Source organism: Streptomyces sp. NPDC048623, from assembly GCF_040650755.1.
In the GTDB taxonomy this organism is placed as follows: domain Bacteria; phylum Actinomycetota; class Actinomycetes; order Streptomycetales; family Streptomycetaceae; genus Streptomyces.
This window is the reverse complement of sequence record NZ_JBEZHV010000008.1, coordinates 283,509-298,411: the sequence shown is the minus strand read 5'-3', so window position 1 is coordinate 298,411 and position 14,903 is coordinate 283,509. Positions and strand designations below refer to the sequence as shown.

The window sequence follows — 14,903 nt, the reverse complement described above, 5'->3', positions numbered from 1 at the left end:
CGGCGGTCCGCCCCAACCCATCCGGAGCCTTTCGTCATGGACACCGTCACTCGTACCCCCGCCGTCGCAGAGACCGCCGAGCTGCGCCTCGCCGAGACCGGCGACGAGGAGGCCCTGCGCCTGCTCGCCACCGCCCACCTGGGCCGGGTGAGCTTCACGCACCAGGCGCTGCCGACCATCCGCCTGGTCAACCACCTCGTCGACGAGGGCCGCATCATCCTGCGCACCCGGAGCGGGACCGCTCTGATGCAGCAGGCCCTCACCGGCGCCATCGTGGCCTACCAGGCCGACGAACTCAGCCCGCACTCGCTGGAGGGATGGAGCGTCATCCTCACCGGCGTCGTGACCGTCGTCGAGGACGCCGAGCTCATCGAGCGGTACCGGGACAGCCTCGTTCCCTGGATCGACAAGCAGGCGGACCGGTTCCTCAGCATCCGGCCCGGTGTGATCACCGGCTACCGCATCGTCGCCGCCGTCTGACGGCGCCCGACGGGACCTGACCCGCAGGGAGAGCACGCGGGGCGAGACCTTGCGCGAGGTCGGAGAGACCTTGCGCAAGGTCTTTACCGCATTCAAAGGTTGCACTACTTTTCGGCAAGATTCAGCAACCACTTTCAAGTCACCGGCGTCAGGGACGGCGCCGGGGCTTCTCCCTTGCCGCCCACAGGAGCCGTCGTGTCCTCGTCGCCCACCCCTGCCCGCACGCGCGGAAGACACCGTCTCGGGACACGCGCCGCCACCGCGGTCCTCGCCGCCGGCGCCGCCCTCGCCGCGCCGCTCACCCCCGTCGCCCTCACGACCCCCGCCGCGGCCGCGACCGGCGGCCCGCTGGGCGCCCGCTACGACGCGACCGGCGCCAACGTGGACTTCCGCGTCCACTCCTCCCGCGCCACCCGCATCGAGCTGTATCTGTACACGGCCGCGACCGGCGTCCAGGAGGCCGCCAGGATCGCCCTGACCCAGGACTCCGGAACCGGGGACTGGGCGGTGTCCGTGCCGGTCACGACGATCCGCCAGCAGTACGGCATCACCGGCCCGGTCTACTACGCCTATCGCGCCTGGGGCCCCAACTGGCCCTACGACCCGGCGTGGACCAAGGGATCGAGCGCCGGGTTCCTCACGGACGTGGACAGCGCCGGCAACCGGTTCAACCCGAACAAACTGCTCACCGACCCGTACGCCCTGGAGCTCAGCCACGACCCGCTCACTCCCGGCGCTCCCTCGAAGACCGTCTACGGCACCGGCCCCTCGTACCGCACCCTGGACAGCGGCCCCCAGGCGCCCAAGGGCGTCGTGCTGGCAGCGGACACGACGAGCACCGGCACCAAGCCCACCCGGGCGCTGAAGGACGACATCGTCTACGAGGTCCACGTCAGGGGCCTCACCAAGAGCGACCCCTCCATACCGGCGGCCTACCAGGGCACCTACAAGGGCGCCGGGCTCAAGGCCGCCGGCCTCGCGGCGCTCGGCGTGACCGCGGTGGAGTTCCTGCCCGTGCAGGAGTCGCAGAACGACGCCAACGACGTCGACCCCACCGGCACCGCGGGTGACAACTACTGGGGCTACGAGACGCTGAACTTCTTCGCCCCGGACCGCCGTTACGCGGCCGACAAGAGCGCCGGCGGGCCGACCCGCGAGTTCAAGGAGATGGTCAGGGCCTACCACGACGCCGGGATCAAGGTCTTCACCGACGTCGTCTACAACCACGCCGCCGAGGGCGGGCCGTGGAACGCCGGGGACAAGAACACCTACAGCCTGCTCAACCTGCGCGGCCTGGACAACCCCGCCTACTACTCGCTGACCAGCGACATGCAGGCGTCCTGGGACAACACCGGCGTCAACGGCAACCTCAACACGTACAACCCCGTCACACGTGCCCTGATCACCGACTCGCTCGCGCACTGGAAGGACGACCTGGGCGTCGACGGCTTCCGCTTCGACCTCGCGCCCGTGCTCGGCAACACCTGCGAGCACGGCTGCTTCCAGTACAGCCGCACCGACCCGAACACGGCGCTCAACCGCATCACCGCCCTGATGCCCCCGAGGCCCGCGGGCGGCGGGGCCGGCACCGACTGGATCGCCGAACCCTGGGCCCTGGGCAGCGGCACGTACCAGGTCGGCAACTTCCCGGCCGGCTGGTCGGAATGGAACGACAAGTACCGCGACACCGTGCGCCGCGACCAGAACGCCATGGGCAGCGAGAACGTGACCCCCAGCGACCTCGCCACCCGCTTCGCCGGCTCCTCCGACCTCTACCAGGCAAGCGGGCGCGCCCCCTGGAACTCGGTGAACTTCGTCGTCGCGCACGACGGCTTCACGCTCGCCGACCTCTACCGCTGCAACACCAAGAACAACAACCAGTCCTGGCCGTACGGCCCGTCCGACGGCGGCTCCGACTACAACATCTCCTGGGACCAGGCGGGCATCGCGGCCGACCAGCGCAAGGCGGCCCGCAACGGCCTCGCCCTGCTCATGCTCTCGGCCGGGACGCCGATGATGACCGGCGGCGACGAGTACCTGCGCTCGGTCAACTGCAACAACAACGCCTACAACCTGGACTCCTCCGCCAACTGGCTCACCACGTCGTGGACGTCGGACCAGAGCACCTTCCGCACCTACGCCCAGCGCCTGATCGCCTTCCGCAAGGCCCACCCGGCCCTGCGCCCGGCCAACTTCTACGGCGCCGCTGACGGCAACGGCAACGGCATGGGCCAGCTCGACTGGTTCACCCCGGCGGGCACCGCGCCCGACGGCGCCTACTGGGGCAACGCCAACAACCACGCCCTCGCCTGGCGCTACGACGGCACCGAACTCGGCGACCCGAACAGCGCCCTCTACGTCGGCTACAACGGCTGGTCCGGCGACGTCGACTTCACCCTCCCCTCACCCGGCGCGGGCAAGAACTGGTACCGCGTGACCGACACCTCCACCTGGGCCGAGGGCGCGAACCAGGTCGCGCAACCGGGCGCCGAGGCGCTGATCGGCGGAGCCGGCACCGTCTACCGCCTCCACGGCCGCGCCACCCTCCTCCTCGTCGCCAGGTAGGCCCCAGCACCCCCTCCCCGAACGGCCTCGTCGCCGCCCCAGAGCCGCGGGGCGGCGGCGCGGCAGGCCCGTACGTCCTCACGCCAGGAGCCGCCCTCATGCACACCCCCATCCACCGACCCCCACCCCCGAGACGTGGGAGTCCCCGGCGGCCGGCCGGTCTCGCCCTCCTCACCGCCCTGCTCGGCATGCTGGCCGCGCTGCTGCCGGCCGTGACCGCGCACGCGGCGACGACCGCGACCGTGTACTACAAGCCCTCCGCGAGCTGGACCACCGTCGACATCCACTACGCCCCGACCGGCGGCAGCTGGACGACACCCCCCGGTGTGCCCATGACCGCGGCGTGCGCCGGCTGGTTCCAGAAGACGATCGACCTGGGCACGGCCTCAGGGCTTGCCGTCACCTTCAACAACGGCTCCGGCGTCTGGGACAACAACAACGGCGCCAACTACCAGTTGAGCAGCGGCATCTCGGCGGTCGCCAACGGCGTGGTGACCACCACCGACCCGTGCGCCGCCGCCCAGCCGACCTCCGCGACCGCGTACTACTACACCCCGACGCGCAACTGGCCGGCCTACTACCTGCACTGGGCGCCCACCGGTGGCAGCTGGACCACCGTCCCCGGCACCCGGATGACGGCGGCCTGCACCGACTGGGTCAGACTGACCGTCGACCTCGGCACCGCCACCACCTGGCAGGCCACCTTCAACAACGGCTCCGGCACCTGGGACAACAACAACGGCGCCAACTACCAGCTCGGCACCGGCACGATCACCGTCAAGGACGGCGTGATCGCCCACACCGACCCCTGCGCGGCCGTCCAGCCGGACACCACCGCGCCCACCGCACCCACGGGCCTGGGCACGAGCGTCACCGACACCTCCGTGGTGCTCACCTGGAACGCGTCCACCGACGACGTGGGCGTTACCGGCTACCAGGTCACCCGCACGGGCGGCAGCGGCGGCACCGCGGTGGCCGACACCACCTCCACCGTCCTGTCCGCCGCCGGCCTGGAGGCCCGTACCGCCTACTGCTGGACCGTGAAGGCCCGGGACGCGGCGGGCAACGTCTCCGCCGCGAGCGTGCAGCAGTGCGCCACCACCGGTGACACCCCGCCCGCCGCCGACCCCGGCGCCCCGCTCGGCGGCGACCCGCGCAAGGACCCGATCTACTTCGTCCTCACCGCCCGCTTCGACGACGGCGACAGCTCCAACAACCGCGGCGGCAGCCAGCACGTGAAGTCCGGCAACGCGGCGAACGACGACCCCATGTTCCGCGGTGACTTCAAGGGCCTGATCCAGAAGCTGGACTACATCAAGGGCCTCGGCTTCTCGGCGGTGTGGATCACACCGGTGGTGCTGAACCGCTCCGACTACGACTACCACGGCTACCACGGCTGGGACTTCTACAAGGTCGACCCCCGCCTGGAGTCCGCCGGCGCGAGCTACCAGGACCTGATCAACGCCGCCCACGCCAAGGGCATGAAGATCTACCAGGACGTGGTCTACAACCACTCCTCCCGCTGGGGCGCCAAGGGCCTGTTCGTCCCCACGGTGTACGGCGTGCGCGACACCCAGTGGAGCTGGTACTACGACCAGCCGGACAGCGGCTTCGCGTACGACGGTCTGACCGTCGAGCCGGTGTCGGGGAAGTCGTACTACAACGGCGACCTGTGGTCGACCGCCGAGCCCGCCGGGAACACGTGCCCCAACTGGGGTGTTCCGACCGGTGCCAAGAGCGCCGAGGGGTACACGATCTACAACTGCCAGTGGCCCGGCCCCACGTCGAAGATGTTCCCGTCGGCGTACTACCACCAGTGCTGGCTCGGCAACTGGGAGGGCGAGGACTCGCGTTCCTGCTGGCTCCACGAGGACCTGGCCGACTTCAACACCGAGAACGCCGCCGTGCAGCAGTACCTGATCGGCGCCTACAACAGGTACATCGACATGGGCGTCGACGGCTTCCGGATCGACACCGCCGTCCACATCCCGCGCACCACCTGGAACCGGCGCTTCCTGCCCGCCATCCAGGACCGGGTCACCCAGAAGTGGGGCGCGCAGAAGGCGAGGGACTTCCTCGTCTTCGGCGAGGTCGGGGCCTTCGTCAACGACAAGTGGAACCGCGGCTCGGTCAACCACTCCGCCCAGTTCTTCACCTGGAAGGAGCGCAAGGAGTACGACGCCGACGACACCAGGGCGGCGCTCGACATGTACGCGTACGAGGAGACCCAGGGCCCGGCGAACCAGCCCACCTCGAACAACGCCTTCCTCGACGGCAACTCCTACCGCACCCCGGACCACAGCCGGTTCAGCGGCATGAACATCATCGACATGCGCATGCACATGAACTTCGGCTACGCGTCCAACGCCTTCAACAACGGCAAGGACTCCGACGACTCCACCAACGACGCCACGTACAACGTCGTCTACGTCGACAGCCACGACTACGGCCCGAACAAGTCGAGCACGCGCTACAGCGGCGGCACCGACGCCTGGGCCGAGAACATGGCGCTGATGTGGACCTTCCGCGGCATTCCCACCCTCTACTACGGATCGGAGATCGAGTTCCAGGCCGGAAAGCAGATCGACTGCGGGCCCACCTGCCCGCTGGCCACCACAGGCCGCGCCTACTACGGCGACAAGATCGCCGGCGACATCACGGCGAGCGACTTCTCGTCCGTCTCCAGCGCGACCGGCACCGTGGCCACCACCCTCCAGCAGCCCCTGGTCAAGCACCTCCAGCGGCTCAACCAGATCCGCCGGGCCATCCCCGCGCTGCAGAGCGGCCAGTACTCCACCGAGGGCGTCAGCGGTGACATGGCCTTCAAGCGCCGCTACACCGACACCACCACCGGCGTCGACAGCTACGCCCTGGTCTCCGTCGGCAACGGCGCCACCTTCACCGGCATCCTCAACGGAACCTACAAGGAGGCCGTGACCGGCCAGACCGTCACCGTCACCAACGGCACCCTCAGCGCCCCCGCCTCCGGCAAGGGCAATCTGCGGGTGTACGTCCTCGACCTGGGCGGCGCCAACGCCGCACCCGGGAAGATCGGTACGGACGGGCCGTACCTGAAGTGACCGCCTGACGGTCTGACCTTCCGACCGCCTGACCCTCGACGTCGGCCGTCACCCGCGGCCGGCGTCGAGGTGGAGGGCAAGGAGGGGACAGGCCGCGGCGGCTCGGCGGGCGTGGGCGCGCAGATGGCCGGGGACGGACCGGTCCTTCACGATGGGGTAGCCCCATTCGTCGAGCTCGATCAGCTCGGGCAGCAGTTCGCCGCACAGGCCCTGTCCGGCGCAGGCGATACGGTCGATGCGCAGGGTCTTGGCGCCGGTCGCGGGGGTCGCGCGGGTCGCGGGGGTCGCGGGGGTCATCGCCAGGTCTCCGGGGGTACGGCGGGCGGTACGGGGATCCGCGGCGGCCGGTGGGCCGCGGCACAGGCGCCCTGGGCGAGGTGGAGGCCGACGTCGTCCGCGAAGACGCGTAGGGCGGAGGCGGCCAGGCGGGCGGCGCCGTCGGGGTGGCGGCAGGCGCCCCGGTCCGGTAGCAGCCCGACCCGCCGGTGCAGCCGTCGCAGCAGGTCCGCGTCGGCCCGTCCGGCGGCCAGCGCGGCGAAGTCCTCGGCCACGGCGGGCAGTCCGAAGCGGCACGGCCCGCACTGACCGGCGCCGTCGGCGGCGAGGTACGCAAGCATGCGCGCCGTCTCGGACAGCCCGCAGGCCGCCCGGGGCAGGGCGACCAGCACGCCCGCACCGGGTGCGGCGCCCAGCGACGCCAGCGCGCGCCGGGCGAGGGGCACATGGAGGCGCTCCACGGGAAGCCAGGTGCCGCCGAACCCGCCCAACAGGAGCGCCTGCAGGGACTCCGTACGGCCTCCGGCGCGGCCCAGGACCACGTCGAGGGGTGTGCCGAACGCGGTCTCCAGGACGCCCGGCGCCGCGACCGCGCCGGAGACGGTGACGAGCAGCGTGCCGGGCTCGTCCGGCGTTCCCGCCTGCCGGAACCAGTCGGGTCCGTAGCGGGCGATCAGGGCCAGGTGGGCGAAGGTCTCGGTGTTGCTCACCAGCGTGGGGCGGCGGGCGACACCGCGTTCATGGGTACGGGGCGGGCTGCCCTGCGGGCGCGCCGGGCCGCCGTTGAGCCAGCGCACCAGAGACGTCGACTCGCTGGAGACATAGGTGTGCGGAAGAGCGTGGAGGCGCAGCCGCACCGCGTCGAGACGGGCGTGCCGCCGTTCGTCCAGGGCCGCGCGCAGCTGCCCGGACCGGACGGCGCGGGTGCGGGGCAGACACACATGGACGGTGTCGGCGCCGACCGCGGTCGCGGCCAGGACCGCGCCGTCCAGGACCAGATGGGGTGCGACGGCGAGCAGGAACGCGTCCTTGCGGCTCGCGGGTTCGCTCTCCATCGCGTTGACGACCACCACGGCCCGGCCGCCCCGTTCCGCGACCGCGCGCAGCTTGCGGGCCGTGGGGAACCCGGCACCGCCGCGCCCGGTGAGCCCGGCCGCCTCGACGGCCTCCACCACGCACATCGAGGTGCCGGTTCCGGGCGCCGGCGGGCCGTAGTGCCGCAGATGATCGGCGAGGGTGGCCGGCGCACCGGTGGCGTACAGGCCGGAGAGGAGCCGGGGCGCGTGGTGCGCCGGGGAGTAGGGCGCCGCGTCCGGCGTGGCGTCCGTCGTTCCGTTCATCGTCCGCCTCCGGTCAGGACCGTCGGCGTCACCGCGGCGCGCTGCGCCCAGCCCGGCTGGAGCGGCCCGGCGGCGAGGAACGCGGTGAGCACCACCGGTACGGCGATCGCGGCCACGGCCGCCGTCAAGCGCCCGGCGACATGTCCGGGACCGGCCTTCGCCAGCCGCCACCACACGGCACCGACCACCGCCGCGAGGCAGGCGGCGTACAGCCACAGCTGGAGGGGGAGCCGGGTGTCGGTGCCGGTCCCGGCGCTGTGGAAGAGGGCCAGGGGCCAGGCGGCGTACGCGAGCCAGTGCACGGCCTTCCAGGAACGTACCCCGAGGCGGCGCCGCAGCGCGCTGGTGACGAGGACCGCGAGCAGCAGGTCGAGCGTCGCCGTGCCGAGCCCGAGCCAGAGGGGCCGGTAGGACGCCCCGTACGGCACCACCGTCACCGCCCAGCTCAGATGCACGAACGGATCGAGCACCGCGGTCACCACATGCGCGCCGAGGAACACCAGCGTCAACAGGGCCAGGTTGCGGTGCAGCAGCCCGATCTCGAAGCGGCCGATCCGGCGGGGCGCGGCCCGTCCACCGGAGGCGATGCCGAGCACCACGGTGGCGGTGAGCAGGACCAGCGCGAGGGTGCCGCCCGCACGGCTCGCGTACCAGAGAGGGCTGCCGGTCAGCGCCAGGGTCGTCGTCATCGCGGGCCTCCGAGGTCCGGGCTCCGCGAGCCCGGAGGCGCGGGCGCGGGGGCGGGGGCGGGGGCGGGGGCGTGCGAGTCGGGTGGCCAGCCGCCGAGGCGTACGACCCTGCCGTCGAGGCCGGTGAGCCGGGCCGGCAGGGCGGTGCCGCGCAGCCAGTCCGGCGCCCGCTCGCCCAGCACGATCGCCGCCGTGCTGACGGCGTTGGCGTCCACGCAGGTGGCGGCCGCGACGGTGACCGTGCGCCACGCGGGTACGGCGGGTTCTCCGGTGGCCGGGTCGACGATGTGGTGCAGGACCCGTCCGCCGCGCCGCCAGGCGCGCACCCGGATGCCCGAGGTCGCCAGGGCCCCGCCGGTCACCGCGACGGCGGCGCCGCCTTCCGGCGCCGGCCGGGCGTGGTCGTCGGCGAGCGCGATCCGCCAGCCGCCCTCGGGAGCCGGTCCGGCGGTCGCCAGGTCGCCCCCGAGGCTCACCAGGACGCCGCAGCCGGTCGCCTCCGCGGCCAGCCGGGCGGCACGGTCGGCGACCAGCGCCTTGGCGGTGGCACCGAGGTCGAGGCGGGTGCCCGCGGGCAGGCACAGCCGGCGCGTCCGCGGGTCGAAGACGATCCGCCGCCAGCCGGGCGCCGGACGGCCCACCGGGACGGGGCGGGCGTCGTCGGGGCGTACGGACGCGAACGTACGGTCGTAGCCGAGCGCGATCACCGCGCTGCCCACGGTCGGATCCACCACGCCGCCGGTGAGCCGGGCGGCCCGCAGGGCGGCCTCCAGGGCCTCGGCGAAGTAGCCGCCGACCTCCGTCTCGGCACCCGCGGCCACGTTCACCCGCGAGAGTTCGGAATCGGGCCGGAAGCGGCTGCAGGCACGGTCGACGGCGTCCAGCTCGGCGCGCAGCTCCGCTTCGGCGGCGGGCAGGGCGTCCGGCTCGGTGACCAGGAGGGCGGCCGTCGTGCCGAGGGCCGGGAAGCCGACCTGAGCGGGGGCGGGGGTGGGTGCCGGGGTGTGCGTGGTCATGACGCCCCCGTCGTGGTCTGCGGCTGCTGCTGGGTCGGGGCGGGCGGCTGGGCCGGGGGCTGGGGAACCGGGGACTGCGGAGCCGGGGCTTGCGGGGCCGGGGACCGGGGTGCCGGTTGCGTCGCGGGAGCCGCGCGCCCTGCCTCGCCCTCCTCCTCGCCGTACTCCTCGTCGTCCCGGTCCTCGCCGTACCCGTTGTCGTCCTCGTCGTTCTCGTCGCTCTCCTGCCCGTCGTCGTCCTGCCCGGTCGTGGCGGCCGTCGGCGCCGTGGGGTTCTGCACGGGCGCGTTCGCCGGCGCGGGGGAGGCCGAACCGCCGGGCAGCAGCCGGCTGTAGGTGACGCCCAGGGCCGCCGCGCCCGCCGCGGCCGTGACCGCGATCCACCGGGTGGTGCGGCGGCTGCGGCGCAGTCCGCGGTCGCGTGCGTACGACGAAGAGGCGGGGGCGGGTGTCGGCCGGAAGTCGTCGGGCGAGGGGACCATGGCAGCGCTCCTGGAGAATCGGCGGCCCGGATCGGCTGCGTGCACCTCCAGACTGTGCTCACGGCGCCCAGGAACTCGCTCACGACTTCTTCAGAACCGGTAAAGATCTCCGCGCCGGAAGTGTCTACGCCCCGCCCTGCTCGTGCCGGCCCTCCGGCCACAGCGGAAGCTCCAGGACGACCGTGAGCCCGCCGCCGGGGGTGTCCTCCAGCCCGGCCGAACCGCCGTTGACCGTGACCAGCCGGTGCACGATGGCCAGCCCCAGGCCCGTGCCCCGGGCCTGCGGGTTGCCGAACCGGCGGAAGGCGACCGCCTTCGCCTCGTCCGTCATCCCGGGCCCGTCGTCCCGCACGAACACCCGGGCCCGCCCCCGTACTGTGCCATGGCCGAGGGTGATGCTCCCGCCGGAGTCCGCGGCCTCCACAGCGTTGGCGATCAGGTTGTCCAGGATCTGCTCCAGGTGACCCGCGCCAAGGGCGCAGGTCGGCGCCGCCCCCTCGGACACGGCGGTCAGCCGGACCCCGCGCTCCTCGGCCACCGGCGCCCACGCGGCCACCCGCTCGGCAACCACCTCGCCGACCCGTACGGCGGCCGGCCGCGGTGTCGCCTGCTCGGCGCGCGCGACCGCCAGCAGACCGTCGACCATCCGCGACAGGCGCGCGATCTCCTCCTGCGCGGCGGCCAGCTCCACCGCCGTGTCCGGCTCGGCGCCGGCGGCGAGGACATCGAGGCGCAGCCGCAGTGCGGCCAGCGGGGTGCGCAGCTGATGGGACACGTCCGCGATCACGGCACGGTGGCCGTGGACCAGGGCCTCGGTGCGGGCGGCCATGGTGTTGAAGGTGGCGGCGAGCCGGCGTACCTCCGGCGGACCGGCCCCGACCTCGGCCCGCTCGTCGAGGGTGCCCTCGCCCAGCCGGCGGGCGCTGGCGTCAAGCGTCGACAGCGGACGGCTGACCCAGCGGGCGAGCCGTACGGACAGCAGCGCGGCCGCGGCGAGACCCGCGACGCCGATCGCCCCGGACCAGCCCCAGATCGCCGCGATCCGGGCGTCCAGCGGACCGGCGGAGCGGGCCAGGACGACCGCACCGGCGGGCCGGCGCACCTCACCGGCCGGTTCCGCGGCGAGCAGTCGGCCCTCGTTCTCCGGCGGCTCCGGCTCGTGCCCGGCCAGCACGTCCTCCACCAGCTCCTCCGCCTCCTCGCCCCGGGCCGCCGTACACGGCGTACCGGCCACCAGGCGCCCGGAGGCGTCGTACACCGAGGCGCAGTCCCCGGCCCGGGCCGCGGCGTCGAGTTCCTGGTTCAGGACGGTCGGGGGCTTGTTGTCGGAGAGGTGCTCCTCGGCCGCCGCGGCGATCACCCGGGTGGCCGCCCGCTGGCTGTCGCGGTAGGCGATGCGCTCGCGCGCCGTCAGCGACACCGCGAGCGGGACGACCGCGAGGACGAGGAGCACGGCCGTCAGGACCAGCAGGGTCCAGGTGATCCGGCGGGTCACGACCGCTCCCGCGACCCCTCGACCGCCCCTGGGTCCTGTCCGGAGTCCCTCGGCGGCGTCGCGGCGTCCGCTCCTTCTCCCGCGCTGGAACTCCGGACAGGACCCAGCCGGAACCCCTGCCCGTAGACCGTCTCGACAAGCCCCGGCGCACGGAGCTTGCGGCGCAGCGCCGCCACATGCACGTCCAGCACCTTCGTCGGGCCGTACCAGTGGGCGTCCCAGGCCCGCTCCAGAATCTGCTGCCGGCTCACCACCCGGCCCGGGTCGGCGGCCAGGCACTCCAGGATCGCGAACTCCTTCGGCGTCAGCGCCACCGCCCGTCCCTCGACCGCGACCTGCCGGGTCCGCAGATCCAGCGTGAGCGGCCCGTGCCGCAGGAGCTCCGGCTCGGCCGGGCGCCGGCGGCGCAGCACGGCCCGGATCCGCGCGAGCAGCTCGGCGAGGCCGAAGGGCTTGACCAGGTAGTCGTCGGCGCCTTCGTCCAGGGCCACCACCCGGTCCGCCTCCTCGCCCCGCGCGGTCACGGCGATGATCGCGGTGTCCGACCGGGCCCGCAGGCGCCGGCACACCTCGACCCCGTCGATGTCCGGCAGCCCCAGGTCGAGGAGGACGACATCGGGTGTGGGCGCCGACAGGGCCGCCCGCCCGGTCCGGACCCCCTCGACCCCGTATCCGGCCTGCCGCAGACCGCGCACCAGGGACTCCGCGATGCCCCGGTCGTCCTCCACGACCAGCACCCGCGTCTCCTCGGCGTCGCTCCTGGCCCGCGCGTTCATGCCTGCCACCTGTCCGCCGTCTCCCGTCACCCGTCTCCCGGCCGGGGAGATCGACTACGTACCCCTCCCAGGCTGCGTCGATGCCCGGACAGGCGGTAGGGGCCGTTCGGGTCCCCGTTCCGTGTTTCGTGATCAGCCGCGGTGCCGGTCCCAGTAGCGCGTGTGCGGCAGGTCGTCGTCCAGCCAGTAGGCGTCGTCCTCGGTGACCACGAGCAGCTCCTCCCACTTCACCCCGATCTCGCCCTTGCCGATGTGCGGCTCGACGGCCCACAGACCGGGCTCGCAGGGCCGGTCGGAGCCCTCGTTCCACAGCGGCGTCCGGTTCAGGCGCGGACGGATCGCGGAGGAGAGGAGATGGCCGCTGAGGTACGCGAGGGCCTGCGGGCTGAAGCCGTTGATCCGGAAGGTGGGCAGACGGGTGCCGGGGACCTTGCCGACCCGGTGCGCGATGACCGAGCCGGGGTAGTAGCTGTGGATGTTCTCGAAGCCCTGGTCGGCGATCAGCTCATCCACCTCGCGGTAGATGCGGGCCTGGGTGGCACCGCTCCTGACCAGGTCCAGGATCAGGGCGCGGTGCGGTTCGAGCGCCATGCGCGCCTCGTGGAACTCCTCGCTGTCGTCGCCGCCGAGCGTGCACGAGTAGCCCATGTCGCAGGCGATGTCGCCGACCACCGGACCGACGTCGAGGATGACGGCCTCGCCGTGGCGCAGCGGGCGGTCGGTGGGCTGGAACTGCTTGCCGAAGTGGGCCATCTTCGGGTTGAGGAGGCTGGCGAGCGCGCCGCCCTTGGGCTTGGTGAAGTCCCGGAACCGGGTCCGCTCCCCGAACCACGCGAAGCCGTAGTGGAAGAAGCGGTTCACGCCGTGGTCCCGGAGCCAGTCCTCGACGGCCCGCGCGGCCTGCTTCTCGGTGATCCCCTCGTACAGCTGCGCCTCGACGGCCGCCACCGCGTCGTAGGCGAGGCGTTGGGCCGCCTTGAAGTCGGCGAGTTCCTGCGGGGTGAACTGTTCCTTGGCCATGCGAGGGGAGCCTCTCGGAGTGTGACGAGTGGGTGGGGTGGGTGAGGTGGGGTGGGGGTACGCGGGGAGTGCGGCGGTCGCTACGAAGCGGGGGCGTCCCGGAGCGCACGCTTGAGGATCTTGCCGGTGGCGTTGGTGGGCAGGGCGTCGCGGAACTCCACCAGGCGCGGGTACTTGTAGCTCGCCATGGTCTCCTTGCACCAGGCGACGAGTTCGTCCTCGGTGAGCGTCGCCCCGGGAGCCCGTACGACGCAGGCCTTGACCTCCTCACCGTGCCGGTCGTGAGGGACGCCGATGACCGCGGCCATGCTCACCGCGGGGTGGGTGTGCAGGACCTCCTCGATCTCCCGCGGGTAGACGTTGAACCCGCCACGGATGATCAGGTCCTTGGCGCGGTCGACGATGTAGTACCAGCCGTCGGCGTCCCGCCGGGCCAGGTCGCCGGTGCGGAACCAGCCGTCGCGCATCACCTCGGCGGTCGCGTCGGGCCGGCCGAGGTAGCCCTTCATGACGTTGTGGCCGCGGACGGCGATCTCACCGACCGCGTCGGGACCCTCGACGGGGGACCAGTCCTCGGCGATCAGGGCCACGTCGACACCCCAGACGGGCCGTCCGATGGAGCCGGGGCGGACGGCCTCGCCGCGGGGCGAGAAGGTGGCGACCGGGCTGGTCTCCGACAGGCCGTACCCCTCCCGGATGGTCACGCCGAACCGCTCGCCGAAGCGCCGGTGGATCTCCACCGGAAGGGCGGCGCCGCCGGAGATGGCCGTGCGCAGGTGCGCGGCGATCCGCTCGTCGGCGGTGGCGGTGGCGGTGGCGGTGGCGGTGCCGGAGTCCTCGCCGAGCAGGGCCCAGTACATCGTGGGCACGCCGGCGAAGAAGGTGACCGAGTGGCGCCGCATCAGGGCGAGGGCGTCGGAGGCCTGGAAGCGGGGCAGCAGGACCAGGGTGGCGCGGGCGGACAACCCGGCGTTCATCTGCACGGTCTGGCCGAAGGAGTGGAAGAGCGGCAGCGTGACGAGGTGGACGTCGTGCTCGGCCTCGCCGAAGAGCTTGTGGCAGGCCAGGGCGTTGAACGCCATGTTGGCGTGGCTGAGCTCGGCGCCCTTGGGGCGGCCGGTGGTGCCGGAGGTGTAGAGGATGACGGCGGTGTCGTCGGCCTCGGTGGGGACGGTGTCGAAGTCGCCGCTCCGGCCGGCGAGCGCTTCGGTGAGCGACTCGGCTCCCGGGACGGGGGACTCGGTGGTGGCGGCGTCGGCCGTCATCAGGAAGAAGTGCTCGCAGCCCGGGGTCTGCTCGAAGCCCGAGAACCCCTCCCGCCCGAGGGGCAGTTCGGCGGTGCCCTCGAAGCAGAAGTAGGCCCTGGCCCCGGAGTCGGCCAGGTGGTAGGCGATCTCGCGGCCCTTGAGCAGCACGTTGAGCGGGACGACCACGGCGCCGGCCTTGAGGATCCCGTAGTAGACGATCGGGAACCACGGCAGGTTGGGGCAGGACAGGGCGACCTTGTCGCCGGGCGCGATGCCACGGGCGCGCAGCAGGCCGGCCACCCGGCGGGCCTCGGTGTCCAGTTCGGCGTAACTGAGCCGCTGCTCGCCCAGGACGACGGCGGTACGGTCGGGGACGGCGCGGGCGCTGTCCTCCAGCATGACGGCGAGGTTGTACACAGGAACTCCGTACGGGTGCG

At 72.9% G+C, this 14,903-nt stretch carries 12 protein-coding genes; 3 read left to right on the top strand and 9 right to left on the bottom strand.

Annotation, left to right across the window (positions count from 1 at the left end; genetic code table 11):
• The first annotated feature begins 36 nt into the window (after positions 1-36).
• From AB0C73_RS15100 to AB0C73_RS15090, 3 genes are all read left to right on the top strand, one after another.
• Positions 37-480 carry a pyridoxamine 5'-phosphate oxidase family protein gene (locus AB0C73_RS15100; RefSeq protein ID WP_362529292.1) on the top strand — a complete coding sequence of 148 codons (444 nt, stop codon included), beginning with the start codon at positions 37-39 and terminating at the stop codon, positions 478-480.
• Between the two features lie 195 nt (positions 481-675).
• On the top strand, positions 676-3,045 hold the full coding sequence (locus AB0C73_RS15095) for an isoamylase (RefSeq protein ID WP_362529289.1): 2,370 nt from the start codon (positions 676-678) through the stop codon (positions 3,043-3,045).
• Positions 3,046-3,233: 188 nt separating this feature from the next.
• Positions 3,234-6,125, top strand: a complete 2,892-nt coding sequence (locus AB0C73_RS15090) for a carbohydrate binding domain-containing protein (RefSeq protein WP_362529382.1) — start codon at positions 3,234-3,236, stop codon at positions 6,123-6,125.
• 48 nt (positions 6,126-6,173) lie between these two features.
• Here the strand turns inward: AB0C73_RS15090 and AB0C73_RS15085 are convergent, their stop codons facing one another.
• From AB0C73_RS15085 to AB0C73_RS15045, 9 genes are all read right to left on the bottom strand, one after another.
• Positions 6,174-6,422, bottom strand: a complete 249-nt coding sequence (locus AB0C73_RS15085) for a ferredoxin (protein WP_362529287.1) — start codon at positions 6,420-6,422, stop codon at positions 6,174-6,176.
• Complete coding sequence (locus AB0C73_RS15080; RefSeq protein ID WP_362529285.1) at positions 6,419-7,741, bottom strand: NADH-ubiquinone oxidoreductase-F iron-sulfur binding region domain-containing protein; 1,323 nt, start codon at positions 7,739-7,741, stop codon at positions 6,419-6,421. Before AB0C73_RS15080 ends, AB0C73_RS15085 begins: the two co-directional genes overlap by 4 nt.
• Positions 7,738-8,430 carry a ferric reductase-like transmembrane domain-containing protein gene (locus tag AB0C73_RS15075; protein WP_362529282.1) on the bottom strand — a complete coding sequence of 231 codons (693 nt, stop codon included), beginning with the start codon at positions 8,428-8,430 and terminating at the stop codon, positions 7,738-7,740. The genes AB0C73_RS15080 and AB0C73_RS15075 overlap by 4 nt, the downstream gene beginning before the upstream one ends.
• Positions 8,427-9,446 (bottom strand): FAD:protein FMN transferase, encoded by a 1,020-nt coding sequence (locus AB0C73_RS15070; protein ID WP_362529279.1) that lies wholly within the window; start codon positions 9,444-9,446, stop codon positions 8,427-8,429. Before AB0C73_RS15070 ends, AB0C73_RS15075 begins: the two co-directional genes overlap by 4 nt.
• Positions 9,443-9,928, bottom strand: coding sequence for a hypothetical protein (locus AB0C73_RS15065; RefSeq protein ID WP_362529277.1), 486 nt, complete (start codon positions 9,926-9,928; stop codon positions 9,443-9,445). Before AB0C73_RS15065 ends, AB0C73_RS15070 begins: the two co-directional genes overlap by 4 nt.
• A 124-nt stretch (positions 9,929-10,052) precedes the next feature.
• The gene (locus AB0C73_RS15060; RefSeq protein ID WP_362529274.1) at positions 10,053-11,423 is read right to left on the bottom strand and encodes a HAMP domain-containing sensor histidine kinase; all 1,371 of its coding nucleotides are present in this window, start codon (positions 11,421-11,423) and stop codon (positions 10,053-10,055) included.
• On the bottom strand, positions 11,420-12,199 hold the full coding sequence (locus tag AB0C73_RS15055) for a response regulator transcription factor (RefSeq protein WP_362529271.1): 780 nt from the start codon (positions 12,197-12,199) through the stop codon (positions 11,420-11,422). Before AB0C73_RS15055 ends, AB0C73_RS15060 begins: the two co-directional genes overlap by 4 nt.
• A 132-nt stretch (positions 12,200-12,331) precedes the next feature.
• Positions 12,332-13,219 carry a M24 family metallopeptidase gene (locus AB0C73_RS15050; protein ID WP_362529269.1) on the bottom strand — a complete coding sequence of 296 codons (888 nt, stop codon included), beginning with the start codon at positions 13,217-13,219 and terminating at the stop codon, positions 12,332-12,334.
• An 80-nt stretch (positions 13,220-13,299) separates the two neighbouring features.
• Entirely contained in the window at positions 13,300-14,865 is a 1,566-nt protein-coding gene (locus AB0C73_RS15045) for a long-chain fatty acid--CoA ligase (RefSeq protein ID WP_362529267.1), read from the bottom strand.
• Positions 14,866-14,903: the final 38 nt, after the last annotated feature.

Bases quoted from the DNA above. Each gene is read 5' to 3' on its own strand.
- AB0C73_RS15055 (WP_362529271.1), bottom strand. From the start codon at position 12,199: ATGAACGCGCGGGCCAGGAGCGACGCCGAGGAGACGCGGGTGCTGGTC.
- AB0C73_RS15045 (WP_362529267.1), bottom strand. From the start codon at position 14,865: ATGCTGGAGGACAGCGCCCGCGCCGTCCCCGACCGTACCGCCGTCGTC.
- AB0C73_RS15090 (WP_362529382.1), top strand. From the start codon at position 3,234: ATGCTGGCCGCGCTGCTGCCGGCCGTGACCGCGCACGCGGCGACGACC.
- AB0C73_RS15100 (WP_362529292.1), top strand. From the start codon at position 37: ATGGACACCGTCACTCGTACCCCCGCCGTCGCAGAGACCGCCGAGCTG.
- AB0C73_RS15080 (WP_362529285.1), bottom strand. From the start codon at position 7,741: ATGAACGGAACGACGGACGCCACGCCGGACGCGGCGCCCTACTCCCCG.
- AB0C73_RS15075 (WP_362529282.1), bottom strand. From the start codon at position 8,430: ATGACGACGACCCTGGCGCTGACCGGCAGCCCTCTCTGGTACGCGAGC.
- AB0C73_RS15065 (WP_362529277.1), bottom strand. From the start codon at position 9,928: ATGGTCCCCTCGCCCGACGACTTCCGGCCGACACCCGCCCCCGCCTCT.
- AB0C73_RS15050 (WP_362529269.1), bottom strand. From the start codon at position 13,219: ATGGCCAAGGAACAGTTCACCCCGCAGGAACTCGCCGACTTCAAGGCG.
- AB0C73_RS15085 (WP_362529287.1), bottom strand. From the start codon at position 6,422: ATGACCCCCGCGACCCCCGCGACCCGCGCGACCCCCGCGACCGGCGCC.
- AB0C73_RS15070 (WP_362529279.1), bottom strand. From the start codon at position 9,446: ATGACCACGCACACCCCGGCACCCACCCCCGCCCCCGCTCAGGTCGGC.